General features: G+C 50.2%; 17 protein-coding genes. 10 read left to right on the top strand and 7 right to left on the bottom strand.

The window, feature by feature from the left end; all coding sequences use genetic code 11:
• Positions 1-22: 22 nt before the first annotated feature.
• From ACFPYJ_RS02105 to ACFPYJ_RS02115, 3 genes are read left to right on the top strand one after another with little or no spacing between them, the layout of a single operon-like run.
• Positions 23-1,018 (top strand): Gfo/Idh/MocA family protein, encoded by a 996-nt coding sequence (locus tag ACFPYJ_RS02105; RefSeq protein WP_379186392.1) that lies wholly within the window; start codon positions 23-25, stop codon positions 1,016-1,018.
• Positions 1,015-1,884, top strand: a complete 870-nt coding sequence (locus ACFPYJ_RS02110; protein ID WP_379186393.1) for a sugar phosphate isomerase/epimerase family protein — start codon at positions 1,015-1,017, stop codon at positions 1,882-1,884. The genes ACFPYJ_RS02105 and ACFPYJ_RS02110 overlap by 4 nt, the downstream gene beginning before the upstream one ends.
• 42 nt (positions 1,885-1,926) lie before the next feature.
• Positions 1,927-2,436, top strand: coding sequence for a GNAT family N-acetyltransferase (locus ACFPYJ_RS02115; protein ID WP_379186394.1), 510 nt, complete (start codon positions 1,927-1,929; stop codon positions 2,434-2,436).
• A gap of 88 nt (positions 2,437-2,524) precedes the next feature.
• On the opposite strand, the gene ACFPYJ_RS02120 is transcribed toward ACFPYJ_RS02115, so the two are convergent.
• A complete protein-coding gene (locus ACFPYJ_RS02120) occupies positions 2,525-3,268 on the bottom strand; it encodes a phytanoyl-CoA dioxygenase family protein (protein ID WP_379186395.1) in 744 nt (247 codons plus the stop codon).
• A gap of 175 nt (positions 3,269-3,443) precedes the next feature.
• On the opposite strand from ACFPYJ_RS02120, the gene ACFPYJ_RS02125 reads away from it, so the two are divergent.
• From ACFPYJ_RS02125 to ACFPYJ_RS02135, 3 genes are read left to right on the top strand one after another with little or no spacing between them, the layout of a single operon-like run.
• Entirely contained in the window at positions 3,444-4,271 is an 828-nt protein-coding gene (locus ACFPYJ_RS02125) for a helix-turn-helix domain-containing protein (RefSeq protein ID WP_379186396.1), read from the top strand.
• A 5-nt stretch (positions 4,272-4,276) separates the two neighbouring features.
• Positions 4,277-5,410, top strand: a complete 1,134-nt coding sequence (locus ACFPYJ_RS02130; protein ID WP_379186411.1) for a winged helix-turn-helix domain-containing protein — start codon at positions 4,277-4,279, stop codon at positions 5,408-5,410.
• Positions 5,411-5,467: 57 nt separating this feature from the next.
• Positions 5,468-6,697: an MFS transporter gene (locus ACFPYJ_RS02135; RefSeq protein WP_379186397.1), complete on the top strand. Its 1,230-nt coding sequence runs from the start codon at positions 5,468-5,470 to the stop codon at positions 6,695-6,697.
• 13 nt (positions 6,698-6,710) lie between these two features.
• On the opposite strand, the gene ACFPYJ_RS02140 is transcribed toward ACFPYJ_RS02135, so the two are convergent.
• Together ACFPYJ_RS02140 and ACFPYJ_RS02145 are read right to left on the bottom strand one after the other, a co-directional pair.
• Entirely contained in the window at positions 6,711-7,460 is a 750-nt protein-coding gene (locus ACFPYJ_RS02140; protein ID WP_379186398.1) for an MBL fold metallo-hydrolase, read from the bottom strand.
• 210 nt (positions 7,461-7,670) lie between these two features.
• Complete coding sequence (locus ACFPYJ_RS02145; RefSeq protein WP_379186399.1) at positions 7,671-8,540, bottom strand: helix-turn-helix transcriptional regulator; 870 nt, start codon at positions 8,538-8,540, stop codon at positions 7,671-7,673.
• 131 nt (positions 8,541-8,671) lie between these two features.
• Between ACFPYJ_RS02145 and ACFPYJ_RS02150 the strand changes: the two genes are divergently transcribed.
• On the top strand, positions 8,672-9,511 hold the full coding sequence (locus tag ACFPYJ_RS02150) for a phytanoyl-CoA dioxygenase family protein (protein WP_379186400.1): 840 nt from the start codon (positions 8,672-8,674) through the stop codon (positions 9,509-9,511).
• Positions 9,512-9,666: 155 nt separating this feature from the next.
• Here the strand turns inward: ACFPYJ_RS02150 and kduD are convergent, their stop codons facing one another.
• The 4 genes from kduD to ACFPYJ_RS02170 are packed head-to-tail and all read right to left on the bottom strand — an operon-like array spanning position 9,667 to position 12,881.
• Positions 9,667-10,416 (bottom strand): 2-dehydro-3-deoxy-D-gluconate 5-dehydrogenase KduD, encoded by a 750-nt coding sequence (gene kduD / locus ACFPYJ_RS02155; protein ID WP_379186401.1) that lies wholly within the window; start codon positions 10,414-10,416, stop codon positions 9,667-9,669.
• A 24-nt stretch (positions 10,417-10,440) separates the two neighbouring features.
• On the bottom strand, positions 10,441-11,196 hold the full coding sequence (locus tag ACFPYJ_RS02160) for a DeoR/GlpR family DNA-binding transcription regulator (protein WP_379186402.1): 756 nt from the start codon (positions 11,194-11,196) through the stop codon (positions 10,441-10,443).
• 34 nt (positions 11,197-11,230) lie between these two features.
• Entirely contained in the window at positions 11,231-12,064 is an 834-nt protein-coding gene (gene kduI, locus ACFPYJ_RS02165) for a 5-dehydro-4-deoxy-D-glucuronate isomerase (RefSeq protein ID WP_379186403.1), read from the bottom strand.
• A gap of 55 nt (positions 12,065-12,119) precedes the next feature.
• Complete coding sequence (locus ACFPYJ_RS02170) at positions 12,120-12,881, bottom strand: AraC family transcriptional regulator (RefSeq protein ID WP_379186404.1); 762 nt, start codon at positions 12,879-12,881, stop codon at positions 12,120-12,122.
• A gap of 237 nt (positions 12,882-13,118) precedes the next feature.
• Here ACFPYJ_RS02170 and ACFPYJ_RS02175 point away from each other — a divergent pair, with 237 nt between their 5' ends.
• From ACFPYJ_RS02175 to ACFPYJ_RS02185, 3 genes are all read left to right on the top strand, one after another.
• Positions 13,119-14,036 carry a nucleoside hydrolase gene (locus tag ACFPYJ_RS02175; RefSeq protein ID WP_379186405.1) on the top strand — a complete coding sequence of 306 codons (918 nt, stop codon included), beginning with the start codon at positions 13,119-13,121 and terminating at the stop codon, positions 14,034-14,036.
• 50 nt (positions 14,037-14,086) lie between these two features.
• On the top strand, positions 14,087-15,412 hold the full coding sequence (gene melA, locus ACFPYJ_RS02180) for an alpha-galactosidase (RefSeq protein WP_379186406.1): 1,326 nt from the start codon (positions 14,087-14,089) through the stop codon (positions 15,410-15,412).
• 190 nt (positions 15,413-15,602) lie between these two features.
• The gene (locus ACFPYJ_RS02185) at positions 15,603-16,577 is read left to right on the top strand and encodes an aldo/keto reductase (protein ID WP_379186407.1); all 975 of its coding nucleotides are present in this window, start codon (positions 15,603-15,605) and stop codon (positions 16,575-16,577) included.
• The last annotated feature ends 447 nt before the right edge of the window (positions 16,578-17,024 follow it).

Here is a 17,024-nt window from a genome sequence, read left to right on the forward strand (position 1 = left end):
CTCACTATAGGAGGTTATCGAAATGAGCAAAGTACGCATCGGTTTCATTGGTACGGGAGGTATTGCAGGGCTGCATGCCCGGCAGCTGCTTGAATTGCCGGAAGCAGAAATCAAGGCCATCACGGATACTAGTGAAAGGAACCGGGAGAGGTTTATTGAGAAGTTTGGTCTGCAAGAGGTGGAACAATTCTCGGATTATCAAGAAATGCTGGAGCAGGCGGACATTGATGCAGTCGTTATCTGTTCTCCGCATACGCTGCATTTTCAGCAGGCCCATGATGTGCTTACCAGAGGGCTGCATGTATTGATCGAGAAGCCGATGACCTGCTCATCCGCAGAAGCGGAGCTGTTGATCCGGACGGCGGAGGAGTCAGGGAAGATCATGCAAGTTTCCTATCAGCGGCATTTTCAGCCTGAGTTCTTATATATCCGCAATGCGATCGAAAGCGGCGAGATCGGGAAGATAACTTCGATTACCGCTTCGCTCTACCAGGAATGGAGACAGGGTACGCCAGGCTCCTGGCGTGCAGACCCGGCTCTTTCCGGAGGCGGCTTCCTCATGGATTCGGGCAGCCACATTATCGATGTGCTGCTGTGGACATCTGGCCTGACTCCGGTGGAGGTGAAGCCGCAGCTGCATATGCACGGGGCCGCCGTGGAAATCGACACGTTCACTTCGATCCGTTTCGCTGAAGGAGCCGTTGCCGGCCTGAACCTGGTCGGCTACTCCCCATGCTGGCATGAAACCTTTGTCTTCTGCGGAGAGAAAGGCGGGATCTTCTATGATAATGGTAAAATCACGCTGCGCCGCTTAAGACAAGAACCAATCGTACCGGAACTTCCGAAGCAGACTACCAATCAGGATAAAAGCTTTATCGATGCCATTCTCGGACGCCATGAGGTGCTTGTGCCGGGCGAGTTCGCCTTGAAGGTCGTGAAGCTGTCGGAGATGATCTACCAGGCTGCAGGCTATGTGCCGGAAGCAGCCCAAGAATCAGAGGAGGAACAAACAGTATGAATGTCAAATTAGGTATGCGGATTCCGCCCAAGATTGGGGCGGAAGGAATAAACAAGACTGCACAGTGGGCCGCCGGCATTGGCCTGGATGTCCTGGACGTCTCGAATCTGACGCCCCAATTGAAAGAGGCTTGCGATCAAGCCGGTATCGGTATTGGATCTGTAGATGCCCATCACACCTCGCGGCTGTTAAGCCGTGATGAAGCCCGCCGCGCGGACGCGGTGGTAGCTGCGAAGCAGCAGATGACTGAGATAGCAGCGCTTGGCGGAAGCGTACTCTTCATGTGCCTTGTGCCCGAGGATCATACGCTGCCGCGCAAGGAAGGCTTCGCGATTTGGAAGGACACATTCCCGGAGATTGTAAAGCACGCCGAGCAAGCAGGCATTTACATTGCGATTGAAGGATGGCCGGGCCCAGCGCCGTATTATCCGACACTTGGCTGTACGCCAGAGATGTTAAGGGCGATGTTCGATGCGATTCCGTCGAAGCATTTTGGCTTGAACTACGATCCTTCTCACCTTGTCCGCCTTGGGATTGATTACATCCGTGCCTTGAGTGAATTCGGTGAGCGCATCAATCACTGCCATGGTAAAGATACCGAAATTCTGCATGACGAGCTGTATGAATGCGGCGTAATTACATCGACCTTCGGTGAGAAATATGGATTCTCTGAAGGCTCCTGGCGCTATACGATTCCAGGTCACGGGGATGTCGATTGGGGCAAGGTTGCTGTCCGCCTTGACCGGCTCGGTTATGCCGGAGCGGTTAGCATTGAGCTTGAGGATCACCGGTTCTGGGGTTCTTTGGAAGCTGAGAGACAAGGGGTTACGAAAGCAGCGGAGCACCTGGCGAAATATTTTAGATGAAGTCTCTATGAAGACTCCTTGGCATAAGGGAGACCTATGATCATGAGCAGTTCAATAGAAATTAGACGTATGGCAAGAGAGGATATGGACCTTGTATCCCGTATATTTAGCGAACATAACATTCATAAGCCATTCGCATACATGGAAAAATGCTGGGAAGAGATCCAAAAGGGAGAACGCGTAACGCTGCTTGCTTTTTATGAAGGGAACTTCGCAGGAAGCTTACATTTGCTTACCCATTCGTATTATCCACCTTTTAGGGAAGCCGGCATTCCGGAAATCAATGATTTCAATGTCATTGGACCATTAAAGAAACGCGGTATCGGAAACCAATTAATGGAGGCGGTCGAAAAGATCGCCTTCGACCTCTATGGAACGGTTGGAATAGGGGTAGGGATGCATATTTATTATGGTCCGGCTCAGCGGTTGTATGCGAAACGGGGCTATATTCCGGATGGAAGAGGTGTCATCTACCAGAATGAAGTGGTGATGCCGGAATCCAAGGTATATGCAGACAATGATTTAGTTTTATACCTGACCAAGGATCCTTGATCCAATCTTCATGAGCCTGATAGATTTCTGCTCGATAATAAGAAGAAAGCCGCCAAAATGAATTGGCGGCTTTTGCCGTTCTCTAGGGTCAATAAAGCGGATATTTCTGGCGGAGATCCTCACGGTGCAGAACGTTGGAGTCTTCGCGGATATAATGGCATACATACGAACGGCGCCAGCGGTCTTTACTGCGGTTCTTATTGGACAAGTGGATGAGAAGCTCGCTGAAGAATAGAATGTCGCCTTTTTCCATTAGCACTGGAATTTGACGCGAGGTGTCGATGCCCTCTGTCTCGTGGGTCCAGGGCTCATGCTCCTCCAGATTCTTGACCGCGCCATGGCTCAGCAAACCAAGCTTATGTGTGCCTGGTATAACGAACAAACAGCCGTTTTCTTCATCTACGATATCTTCCATCGCTGTCCAAGCAGCAATCATCGTCATCGGATCGTTCTTAATGTAGTAATAATCCTGATGGGCGGCTTGTCCATGGGAACCTGGTTCTTTGTAAAAATACATACTTTGTACGCACACCGCTTCTTTGCCCATAAGCTGATTCAGGACGCCGCGGATAATCGGCAGCTTCATGAGCTGACGCGAGAAGCCGTCGTGCTTATGAGGATTAAATAAGCGGATGGAGAATTTCTTGTCTTCATCGCAGGCTGCCCATTCCGGCATCGGTGACTCGGTGCGAATGTCGTGAATATGTCCATTAAAGGCATCAATTAGATCGTGAGAACAGCCTTTCTTAATTAGAATGTAGCCATCTTCCCTGAATTGCCCAATCTGCTCCGCTGTCAGAATATCAAGCGGTGATAATGCTGTTTTTTGCATGTGCAGCGCTCCCTTCAGAATATCTTGCCGTTGTTAATAGAATATGATGATGATGGTTTCCTAACAATGGCTGAGAAAGATGAATTTGTATCTGAAATTGATATTTGATCCTTTTCCGCGGTGGATATTAATGCTACAATCGGACAAGAAACCAGCTTAGGAAGGACAATAAGCAATGAAGGAGAGAAAAGGGGTTTTCAAGTACCCGGCTGTGACCGGTGCACTTGCGGGAACAATCGTATATCCGCCTGGCGGGCGGTATGGTCCGCGCGTTCAGCAGGATGTACAGCTGGTTCTGCTGCATACGGGAAGCTTGCTTGTGGAAGTGGATGGAAAGAAACGCACGGTGCAGCCGGGGACTGCAGCGCTGCTTAAGCCGGGACACAAAGAAACGTTCCTGTTCGCGGACAAGCAGGAAACCTGGCATCGCTGGATTTCCGTTCATATCAGCCCTATGAGTGATGAAGAACGGGAATTTATCGATAAACTTCCGCTCAGCATCCCGATTTCTGAGGAGCTGAACCGGCTTACTGATCTGATGCTTGCGCTGCAGCACCATCATTCATCGGAAAGCGATCTGCTTCGCAGCCTGGGCGTGTCAGCCTTACTGCTGTATGCATCCGAGCAGTCCCGCAGGCGTGAACTGCAGGATACACATCCATCGGTGCTGCTGGCGAAGCAGACCATTCAAACCCGTTTTGCCGAGGAGCTGACACTTGATTTGCTGGCGCATGAATCAGGCATATCTCCCGAGCATTTGGTGCGCCTGTTCCGCACTTCAGAGAACACAACGCCGATCAAATATGTCTGGCATTACCGGGTTCTGCGGGCGCTCGAGCTTCTGACTCATACGGGTCTTACGATTACTGAGATCGCCTCGCGCTGCGGCTTCAAGACAACCTATCATTTCGCGCGAATGGTCAAGGAACAGACGGGCAGGACCCCGACAGAAATCCGTAACTCATCCTGGACGGGATCAGGATCAGGGGAGGTGATACGGTGAAGCGAATGGAATGGAATCCCGGCCGCCTTTCAGCTTCATACAAGGGTCTGACCATTACCTTTCTGCCCAAGGAGTATGCTTTGTTCTCGTTCCTCTATGAGCATGCGGGACAGAGCTTCACTCGTGAACAGCTTCTGAACGCGGTTTGGCCTATGGAGAATCCGGTGGATCGAACAGTGGATGATCATATCTACCGGCTGCGGAAGAAGGCAGCCCGCTTCGCACCGGCGGTTCAAATTGAAACCGTACGGAGTGTCGGATATCGCCTTGTCGCGGCTAACGGCAGTGAAGAAGCGAATCCCCTGCGGCACAGTGCATCTTTCTCAAGCGAGCTTCAGCATATTGCCGACACCTATTTGAAATATGGACGCGGGGATGCCTTGTTAATGCTGTCTCAGAACAAGGATGTGCTTGGTTATGAAGCGGGCCCGGCTTCTCAAATCCTTTACCGGTTCATGGAAGGAGATATTCGTTTCATCGTGGACGAAGAGCCGTACTCGTTTGCCGATCGCGCATTTTTCCTGCTTTTTCTGAATCAGCTTATCGATCCGCTGCAGAACCGGAAGTTCGTGGAGGCAGCTGTTACACATCAGCTTCTTCCAGGTCCTTGGCAGAATGAGCTTTCTGCCATGTCGATCATCTCCTTCAGTTTGGACTGGGGGGATTATAAGCAGGCGCTCGACAAGCTGACGGCTCTATCTGCTGAAGCGGAAGAGCATTGCTGGGAAGGGCTTCTTCCCTATACAGCGAATTTGAAGCTGGAATACGCAATGCATGGTTCAGACAGAGCGGCAATCGAAGAAAGCATCCTTCATGCGGAGAAGCTGCTCGAGCGATACCCTTATCAGCGTGAAGAAGGCCAGTATTGGCTGCTTAGAGGAATCGCGATCTACGTGGATGATCCGCGTCAAGGATTATCCTGGTTGAACCAAGGACTGGAACTGCTCCGCAAATCCCAGTTTATTCTGAATCTGATGAGAGGCATAGCGATGGCAAAAGGCTTCTCGAAACGTCATGATTGGGATAAGGCTTACGCCATGCTGGAGGCGGAATGGGAGAAATTATCCAAACGAACCGGTATGAAGAGCATTGAAGAACGAATCCCCCAGCAATTACAAATGCATCTTGGAAGCCTCTGATATTCTTCTGACATAAGCGGATTATGCTGAGAAGAAAAGAAATCGGAGGTTTTTTCTTTGCAAACCAGTCAATCAAAGGCTCTACCTGCACCTATTTGGCTGCCCCTGCGGAACCGGGGATTCAGGCATTTATGGATCGGGCAGCTGTTATCCGACTTTGCGAATTGGCTTGATTTTGTTGCGTTGAATGTCCTGATCGTTTACGCCTGGGGTCACGGTTCTGCTGCCGTAGCCGGGTTATCGGTTTGTATCGGCCTTCCTTGGATTATTGTCGGCCCCCTCATAAGCCCGTGGTTTGCGCGAATGCCGGTAAAGGGAACGCTTATCCTTTGCGATGTCCTGCGAGCCATAATCGTTATGGCTATGACCTTGGCTGATTCACTTGCGGCGCTCTTTGTATGTGTGCTGCTCAAAATGAGCGTAAGCGCAGTGTTCGATCCGCTGAGGCAGGGGGCTGTCAAAGAGCTGGTTGAACCTGCAACGGCTGCACAAGCTGCATCTCTTTCCCAGTTGTCAGTCAATTTAACGAAGATACTCGGACCAGTGATAGGCGGTATTCTAATGGGCCTGACGGAAGCCCATACGCTGTTTATTATCGGTGCGTGCTGTTACGTAATATCCGCTCTAGTTCTACCTGGCATGCCGGGAATAAGTGGATTAACGGACAAACAACAGGCTGCCAAATCAGGCTTGCATCTGGCATGGCAGTATCTGAAGGAGCGGCCGCTGCTGAAAACAGCGGTCATCTACACTGCGATGGTGTTCTTCTGCATTTTCTTATACGATGGATTATTAACACTTCTAATTCGCGATGCAGGGATGAAAGAGGCTGATTTCGGCTTGATTATCGGTGCTGTAGGCGTAGGCAGTGTGGTCGGATCTTTAGCAGCGGGTCATTGGAACCGGTGGCAGCATAAACCATTTGCACGGATGACAGGGGCAGGAGTCGGTTCGGGAATTCTCATCACGTTATTAGGCATGAGCGTTATCGGCTGGATTCCTGTGAAACTATGGCTGTGGCTTATTATCTGTATCTTACTTGGAGCCAGCAGTGCGATGAGTGCAGTACCGCTGGGGTTCATTCTGCAAAAGGAAACGTCAGTGCGAACGATAAGCCCGATATCCGCACTCTCTAATGCCCTTCAAACGGGTTCGATGCTCGTAGCTCCGATTGCAGGTTCATCAGCAGCCCATTTGGTGGGGGCGGGGATGGTTTTTCTATGCGTGGGGCTGCTGATCAGCGGATTGGGTTTATTATTTCGGTATGGATTCAAGTCTGTCTATTGATGGGAATCAGATTTCAAAATGAAGAAATCAGCTTTGCGATTCGTTCCTTGACATTATCCGTAATCATTCCGCCATGGTAGCAGATGACGGATTCGATGTCGAAGGAGGCAAGCTTGGCAATCGATTCTTTAGCTAGCTCATAATCTGAGCATAGGCCGGGCTCAGGCAGGAGCAGTTGGCCCTCTGAGATAAGCAGGGCGTCAGCAGCGATCAGGGTTTTGCTCGCTTGGTGATACAAGGATAGATGACCGGGTGTGTGGCCTGGCGTGTCGATGACGACTAAGCCCGCGCTGTAAGGAAGTTCTTCGCCTCCGGCAATTGTACGGTCAACGCTTGCGCGAGGGGGATTCTCCAGCGTGGAACGAAAGGCTTTACGCCATTCATCCGGCACCTGCTGCGGAAGTGCGGCAACCGCCTTTTCGATGGATTCCGGGGTGATTTTAACGAGCATTTTCTCACCCTGAATATAAGGCTTCTCGATTGGATGCGCGAGTATTTGGACTTGAGGCAGCTCCTTGCGAATGGCCGGTAAATTGCCTATATGGTCGATATCTTGATGGGTAAGGATAACAGCCGTCAGCTTCTCAAAACGAATCCCCGCTTGCTCCACAGCCGCTTTAACTAACGGCAGCTGGCCGGGATAGGCCGTGTCAACAAGAATGACATTATTCCGGTCCCATAGAAGCGTTGGGTGAATGACATCGGTTTTCCCCATAATCGTGGCTGAAATCGATAACATGGTAACTCCATCAGAAGCTCGCATTGTATCCCTCCAAAACGTAATTGTTCATGAACAATCAGCCCGGGCACGCGTGATCAGGATGATTTCCATTTCACAATAATAGATAGTTTTGAAGGCGCAGTCAATAGAAAAATTAATAATTATACCACAAAAATATTTATTTGTCAATATATATTTCTTGAGGAATTGGCGGCCAGGGACTTCTCCATACAGAATGGAACGTTCTCCAAGTTAAGAGAAGCCGCGCCACTGCGTGGGTGTCAGGCCGGTATATTTCTTGAACACGGTTGCGAAATGCTGACTTGTTTTATACCCCAGATCCATCCCGACTGCTGTGATGCTGCTCCCGGGCTGGAGGAGCAGCCGGCAGGCATGATCCATCCGCAGACGGTCGATGTAATTGGCGGGCGACTGGCCGTGCATATCTTGGAACAGGCGGTAAAAGTGAGATTCGCTTACGCCGATCCTGTCCGCAAGCTCCTTATTCGTCCATCTCTTCTCCGGAGCGGCTTCAATCTCTGCCGTCAACCGGGTTAAGGCTTCTATGAGATCGCTGGGGAGGGAACGCGCTGACGAGGGATCCAGCATCTGCAGCAGGATATCCAAGACATGATGACGAAGCCGGCAGGAAGCGAGCTGGACATTATCGGTCATGATTGCCCGCATGCTTGCGAATTTCTCGCGGATGCGAATGTCGACCTGCAGCACTCTGGGCAGCTGCTTCAGTAAACAGTCGAATTCCAGCCGATCAGACTCATGCAAACCGAGCCAGCCGGGGTTCTCGGCAGGATCGGATACGATGATCCACCAGATGCTGCACGGTTCAATGAAATTCAACCGCGCGCGATGCCATTCGCCCGGCCTCGTATGGAAACATTGTCCGGTATGGGTGGCATAGAGACTGCCATCCACTTCCCAGGTCACTTTGCCGCTCTCGACGACGACAAATTCATAGCATTGTTCATGACGGTGATCGTAGAGAGGAGAAGCCTCATGAAAACGGTCATGGCCCAGCATGATTAATTCGGGAACGTTTGAAAATTTAGTGGTTTCTTGGGACTGGTAGATCCAGCGTACGGATTCCGTTTTTGGCCTTGGCATAGGTACCCTCGTTTCTGATTGTCTCTAATGTTTCTAATCCTATTAGATAGGTTTTGGGAAGTCAACGCTTGCGCAATTGGCTACAATAAACCTGTAGTTCCTATACATTCAGAAATGGTGAGGTGTTTAGCTTGGGCGTTATACCTTATGGCATTACGGCTGCAGATAAAGAAAGATTTGATCGGGACGGCTACTGGATCAGTCCCAAATTACTGGATGATGAGACCATTGAGCGGCTTCGCGGAGCCCACGAGCGTATCTGGAATAACCAATATGATGGCAATGGGATGCCGCTTCATGCTTTCCGGCTTTCCGATAATCCATTCGCGCTGCGCAAATTTGATAACGGCTGGTGGATTAATGATGAGGTGCGGGATGTGGTGACGGATCCCAATCTCGGCCAAATGGCCTCTGAGCTGCTGAATGAGGATTCCATCCGTCTATGGCATGATCAAGTGATCTATAAGCCGGGCACAGCAGGGCAGGAAACGAAGGCCGGCAATGTCGGCTGGCATCAGGATTACGGATATTGGCGCGCAAGCAACACACCGAATATGGTGACGGTATGGATTGCCCTGCAGGATACGGATTTGAATAATGGCGGCATGATGACGATTTTAGGCTCGCATAAGTGGGGTGCCGTCGAAGGAAGCGATACCTTCTTCGAGCAGGACATGGCCAAATTGAAGCAGCGGTTTGCGACAAGGGATTGGGTCGAGGAGCCTTGCATTCTGAAAGCCGGACAGGCGAGCTTCCATCATGCGCTCACCTTCCACGGGTCTGCAACGAATTACACGGATCAGCCTAGGCTGTCGGTTGTTGCGCATTTAATGCCCGGCGACACGGCGTATAAAGAAGGCAAATACCGGCATGATAATGTTCGCTTGCTTGGTCCCCGTCCGCAGTTCGGACAGAAGTTCAATAATGAGTTTTTCCCGCTGCTGTATTCCAAATCAGATCAACAGGGCTGAAAGCTGCTCTTCACGCAGAGCCTTAACGCAGAGCCTGGCCGGATCCATCTTGGCAAGCGGACTTGAGCGGGAATAACAGATTTGAACAGCTGCTGACACAAAAAGACCGCCGCTTGAATTCAAGCGCGGTCTTTTTGATAACTAGCTTTTGATAACTATCTTGCCATCCATCCGCCGTCTACGCATAAGACATGTCCGTTCATATAGTCGGATGCCTTCGAAGCCAGGAAAACGGCCGGCCCTACCAAGTCTTCGGGCTTTCCCCAGCGGCCTGCCGGAATCCGTTCGGTAATCGAAGCGTATCTTTTCTCATCTGCGGTGATAGCAGCCGTATTGTTGGTCGTCATATATCCAGGCGCAATTGCGTTCACCTGGAGCCCTTTGCCAGCCCATTCATTCGCGAGTGCTTTGGTTAAACCGGCGACTGCATGTTTACTGGCTGTGTAGCCGGGAACATTCAACCCGCCTTGAAAGGAGAGCATCGAGGCAATATTGATAATCTTGCCGCTGCCTCTTGCCAGCATATGACCGCCTGCCAGCTGGCTGAGATAAAAGACCGAATTCAAATTCAGATCAATAACATCGGACCAGTCCTGACGAGAGTGCTGGGCGGCAGGAGTCCGTCGGATAATACCGGCATTATTGATCAGAATATCAATCTGCCCGAAGAATCCGAGCGACTTGGCAAATACATCCTCCAGGCCGTCTGCTTTGCTGAGATCGGCAGACAGCTGCTCGATCTGCCCTCCGTTTGCACGGACGGACTCAACCGTCCGGTCACTGCCTGAGGAGGAGATAGCCACAATACTTGCTCCTGCTTGAGCGAGCCCGATCGCCATTGCTTGGCCGAGGCCGCCTGATGTGCCGGTAATTAGAGCCGTTTTACCCGTTAAATCAAATAACATGAATAATCAGTCCTTTCGCAGCATTTAGTTGTACTCCACTCGAACGCCAGCCTGGCGGAACAGCTCCGATGTTTCTGAAGAAATACCCTTGTCTGTCAAGATCGCTTCAACATCAGTTAAGTGTGCAAAAGTAAGCAGAGCGCATTGGCCGAATTTATGATGGTCAACCACTGCGTAGGCAGTACGCGCAGATTCAATGAGCGCACGCTTGAAATCAATCAAATCGCCGGTATAGATCGTAAATCCGTATTCCGGATGTACGGCTGTGGAGGATAAGAAGGCTTTTTGAATATTCAGCTTCTTAATATAGGCGGTGGATTCGGCTCCGGCCAGCATATTACGCACGCGATAGCCGCCTGGCACGACGAGGCGTATTTCGTCCTTGCGGGCGAGCTCTCCGATAATGTAGACGTCATTGGTGACGACGGTAAGGGGCTGATTTGCGAGTTTCTTCGCAATCTCAAGCGTAGTACTGCCGCCGTCGAGCGCAATGATGTCATTAGGCTCAATGAGCCCGATTGCAAGCTCGGCGATTTCCTCTTTGGCGGAGGCATTCTTTATGAGCGGCTCCTTCTGGGACAGTATGCCGAGCTGGTCGCTCTGGGCAAGAACAGCTCCGCCGTGAACACGCATGAGCAGTCCTTTTTCCTCAAGCTTGGCAAGATCCTCGCGGATCGTTTTACCGGTAACCGTTAAGGTTTCGCTTAAATCGGCCACTGTTATCTCTTTCTTCGCCAGCAGCAGTTCCATAATTTTCTCGTAACGACGTAAGGAGTTCATTGCCGATCATCCGTTCTTTTAGCTGAGTTTCCTTTTATAATATCTCTTTCATGGCTACCGGATCCATATCATTGAAAATTTGGTTTTCACCGGCCATTCCCCAGATAAACGTATAATTGCTTGTTCCTACGCCGCTATGAATCGACCAACTTGGCGAGATGACCGCTTGTTCATTGCGCACGACAACATGTCTGGTTTCCTGTGGCTCGCCCATGAGATGAAAAACAACTCCGTCCTCCGGCATATCGAAGTAGAAATATACCTCAGAACGGCGGTTATGTGTATGGCAGGGCATCGTGTTCCACATGTTGCCCGGCTTCAGCAGCGTCATGCCCATAACGAGCTGGCAGCTTTGAATGCCTTCGGTGTGAATGTATTTGTAGATGGTCCGTTCATTAGAGTTCGTAATGCTCCCCAGGTGATTAGGCGCTGCCTCGTTGATCGCGGCTTTAACGGTCGGATAGGTCTTATGCGCAGGGGTGGAGTTCAAATAGAATTTGGCCGGTGCCGCTGCATCATCGCTTTCGAACAGCACCTCTTGAGCACCTAATCCCACATACAGACAATCTTTGGGCTCCATAACATAAACTTCGCCATCAACGGTTATTTGACCGCGTCCGCCTGTGTTAATAATGCCGATTTCCCGGCGCTCCAAGAAGGTATCCGCTCCGATTGTTTTCGCATCCGCTTCAAGCTTGACAATGCTGCCTGCCGGAACTGCACCTCCGACAATATATCGATCTACGTGCGAGTAAACCAATGTCAGTTCATTAGGAACGAATAGAGATTCAATGTGAAACTCTTCTCGCAAGCGTGATGTATCAAAGCCTTTAACCTCATTCGGATGGGAAGCGTAACGAATTTCCATATTCGTATTCTCCTTTTTGTTCATTATGGTTTATATAAGTTCATATGGGTTCATGTTAAGGGATGCCGCTCGTAAAAGCAAGACGAAATTGGCGTGGGGAGCAGCCGGTTTCCCGTTTAAACAGGGAACAAAACTGTGCATCCGTGGAAAAACCGGATTCCTGTGCAATATGAGAGATGGAAAGCGCGGTTTGCACCAGGAGCGAACGGGCATGCTCGATTCGTTTACCAAGCAGGTAAGTCTGCGGGGATTGCCCGTGGACCTCTTTAAAGAGATGCCGGAAACGGTCATAGCTGTAACCGGCGATTGCAGCCAGCTGTTCGACCTCTGTCTTCTGCCGAAAGTGTTCGTTCATATAATTACGGACATAGTTCAGCTTCTCCGTTATTGGATTATGTGTGGCTTTCGGTTGATAGAACCGAAGAAAATCAATGATAAGCTCACCGGTCAGCAAGTCCAGCTTCTCCGCATAGAGGGGCTGCTTCTCGGTAAACTCCTGCTTCATCTGGAGCAGCTTCTCCCGAATTGGAAACGGCTTCAGATCCTCAAATAATCCGCATGCCGGCGAATACGCAGGCGGAGCATGGAATCCGATGAATATAACGTCTGATTGCCTGGTATGCCGCTCATCGTGCATGGTTGCAGGGGGAATGATCGTAAATGAGCCGGGCTGGAAGCTGTAAACCCGGCCATTCACCGTTGTGGTTCCCTCTCCATTCAGGTAATAGACCAGCTCATAGCAGGCATGCTGGTGCATGTACATGTACCAGTCTTTGTCCCTTACAGCCGCACAGAAGATTGTCAATTTGGTATTCATCGTCCACTGCCTTCCTTCCAATCAAGATAGCCGAATGATATAAAAAATTAGCCGGAAAAAGATAAAAATAATCAATAAATACTGGTATTGTGATGTTGTAAGGAAGTGCTTGCGCTTTCATGATAGCCGAATAATGAAAGAATTGCTATGGTTAAGCCGCATGCTTCCGGAGCAGCTCTGTTCGCAGGAAATAGCGATCTCAAAAATGGTTCATAACAAATATCAGGAGGCTCTCCCATGACATTCCCGCAGCTCACGATTGAAGAAAGAATCCGCCGGCTGGACCCGCCGAAGGGGAAGATACGAGCGGTACTCGACACGGACACTTATAATGAGATTGACGATCAGTTTGCAGTCGTCTACTCGCTTTTATCACCTGAACGAATGCAGATGGAAGCGTTCTACGCGGCTCCCTTCTTCAATGAGTTATCGACAGGACCTAAGGACGGAATGGAGAAGAGCTACCTTGAACTGAAGAAAATTCTTGGCTTAATGAACAGCGGCATTCCTGCTTACCCGGGCTCGACGCACTATTTATCCGATGCGCAGACACCCGTTGAAAGCGAAGCCGCCCGCAATTTAGTTGACCGTGCGATGTCATCCTCGGAGGATGATCCGCTCTATGTAATTGCAATCGGCGCCATTACCAATGTAGCCTCCGCGATCTTAATGCAGCCGGAGATTATCCGCAAAATTGTGGTGGTGTGGCTCGGAGGTCACTCCTTTCAATGGCCGGACACACAGGAGTTTAATCTGAACCAGGACCTGCATGCCTCACGGACAATCCTAAACAGCGGCGTCCCGCTTGTGCTTATCCCATGCATGGGGGTAACGTCGCATTTGCTGACGACTTTATCGGAAGTTAGGGACTATGTGAAGGGACAGGGCACAATCGGGGACTACTTGTATGAGACGTACCTAAGCTGCGCCGATGATCATTTTGGCAGGTCAAGAGTAATCTGGGATATCTCAACGATCGCTTATCTCAACAATGAACGGTTCACACCGAGCGTACTGCTGCCAAGTCCCTATCTATCTGAGGATTTCCGCTGGAGCCACGATGCATCCAGACATCTGATTCGCTATGTAAGCCATATTCACCGTGATTCGGTGTTCAGGGATTTCTTTGAGAGGCTGGCGCAAGCGAACAAGTAACGGTTTCGAAGCAAGAGGAGGAGATTTACAAGTCGGGAGGAGATGGGAATATGGCAAAAATCGTATTTATCGGTGCGGGCAGCTTAGTGTTCACAAAAAACCTGGTACGTGATTTATTGACTTTTCCGGCATTTAAAGATTGCACGATTTCATTAGTTGATATCGATCCAGGGCGGCTGGCATTCGCCAAAGAAGCGGTGGACAAGATCATTGACGCAGGCCACTATACATCAGCAAAAGTCGAGACCTCGACGGACCGTGCAAGAGCCCTCCAGGGCGCAAGCGGCGTAGTCTGCACCATATTGGTCGGCGGGCTCGACATCATCCGGATGGATATTGAAATACCTAAGAAATACGGGGTGGATATTAATGTAGGGGATACGCGCGGGCCTGCAGGGATTTTCCGTTTCTTGCGGACACTTCCGGTCATGCTGGATATTTGCCGGGACATCGAGCGAATCTGTCCGGATGCCATATTCTTAAACTACTCGAACCCGATGGCCATGCTGTGCAGGGCGATGCAAAGTGAAACCAAACTGCAGGTGACCGGGCTGTGCCACAGCGTGCAGGGTACGGCTGCCATGCTGGCCGGCTGGATCGGCGCGCCGGTCGAAGAAGTGACTTATACTTGCGCGGGAATAAATCATCAGGCCTTCTACCTCGAATACAAATGGAACGGCAAAGATGCATATCCCCTCATTCGCGAGGCAGTAGAGAATCGTTCCGAGGTCTACAATGAAGAGCAGGTGCGAAATGAAATGTTCCTGCATTTGGATTATTATGTGACGGAATCCAGCGGCCATAATTCGGAATACAACGCATGGTTCCGCAAACGCCCGGATTTGATCGAGAAATATTGTACGCATGGCACGGGCTGGAATCCCGGCGAATACGGGCTTGTCGTGAAGTATGGAGACCGGATGAAGCAGAATTGGCAGAAGCAGATGGAAGAGTGGCGCGACAGCCCGATTGAGCTTGAACGCGGCGAAGAGTACGCTTCCTATATTTTTAACGCGACGATTGGTGACGGCACCTTATTCGAATTTAACGGCAACGTGCGCAATTTCGGCCTGATCGACAATGTACCGGAAGGGGCCTGCGTCGAGGTGCCGGTGCTTGCTTCGAGCAAAGGATTGTCTCCAATCCATGTCGGTAAACTGCCGGATCACTTGGCAGTGCTGGTCAATACCAGTGCAAGGTGCGAAGAGCTTGCCGTAGAAGGGGCGTTAACGGGAGACCGCCGGAAGATTTTTCATGCGGTCGCTTTCGATCCGCTGACATCAGCCGTGCTTAGCCTAGATGAGATTAAGAAGATGGTTGATGAAATGTTCGAAGCCAACCGCGGATGGCTGCCGCAGTTTGAAGGATATAATTAAAGGAAACGAATTGGGAATCGGGAATCGGGAAGGGCGTACTGGGCTGCTCACGGCTTGGTGACGCTCTTTTTCTATTCCACGCTCTTTTTGTGGTACGATATAACAAATAAACGGAGCATTTATAACGCTGTATAATGCGGCTATGGCAAGTATTGCTTTTATTTCATTTGCTAAAGGAGCGGTGAGATCTATGAAATATCGTCGCCTTGGAAGAAGCGGACTCGAAGTATCGCTGCTCGGATTGGGTACGAATTCATTTGGCAAGCGGGCGGACCGGGACACTTCGGTCCAGATTATTGACTATGCCTTGGAGAACGGCATTAATTTCATCGATACGGCTAATATTTATGCCAATACGGAGTCCGAGACTATTATCGGACAAGCGCTGAAGGGAAAGCGGCATAGCGTTGTGTTGGCCACCAAGGCCGGACTCGTAAGAGGGCAAGGGCCCAATGCCAGCGGCTCATCCCGCTATCATCTGCAGCAGGAGCTGGAGAACAGCCTCCGAAGGTTAAATACCGATTATATCGACTTGTATCAAATTCACACCTTTGATCCGAACACGCCGCTTGAGGAAACATTAAGTACTTTAAATGATATGGTCCGTTCCGGGAAGGTGCGCTACATCGGAGCGTCCAACTATGCGGCGTGGGAGCTGATGAAAGCGCTCGGGATCAGCGAATATAAAGGCTATGAACGATTCGTGTCCACGCAAATCAGTTATTCGCTTGCGGATCGGACACCGGAGCAGGAGCTTATCCCTATGTGTGTCGATCAGGGAGTGGGCATAATTCCATACTTTCCGCTCGCGGGCGGTATCCTAAGCGGGAAATACCGGGTAACCGAAGAAGCCCCACTCCATTCCAGAGTGAAAACAGATCCCAGCTTTAGCCGCTTTCTGGATGAGGGGAACCTGGCGCTCGGACAGAAGGTGAGCGGTCTGGGAGAGGAGCTGGGTTATACGCCGAGCTCGGTTTCGCTCGCTTGGCTGATGGATAGACCAGCGATTTCAACTGTTATCGTAGGCGCTACACGGATCGAACAGCTGGAAGAAAATTTGAAGAGCGTGGATATCCGATTAGAGCCTGCGTTGATGCAGAAGCTGGATGAAATCAGCTCCGCATTCCGATATGGCAAACCATTTGCATTTTACCGGCTGCCTTGAGTTTGTTCGTTCCCAAACTCTGTAAAGCGATTGGATTGAATATGGGATGGAAATCACAGAGGTCATAAAACAAGTTAGAGATAGCTGTATACATGCTTCTACATTTCTGCTTTTCTGCTGATCACCCACATCGTCTGAATTGGGAACGGTAGCAAATCAGCGTCGTATAGAATACGGCTTCTTGAATATGCCTCTCATCCTTCTCATCAATATTGTGCCTTTATTGCATATTGATGACTCCAATTTAATGGGGGCCCAAGAGTAACCGCCAGCTATACTGGATTTTTACAATTATTTTTGCGCATATTTGATTCAAATAACCGCTATACTGGAAATTTCCAGTAGAAATAGCCCGAATTAGCTTCATATCGGCCATTTGCTGCAGTTAGACTATTTAGTAGACACGCCTTAATGGAAGACCTGTATACTTAAAAATAAAAAGGTCGA

Origin of the sequence: Paenibacillus solisilvae (genome assembly GCF_042656405.1) — a bacterium.
GTDB lineage: Bacteria > Bacillota > Bacilli > Paenibacillales > Paenibacillaceae > Paenibacillus_Z > Paenibacillus_Z solisilvae.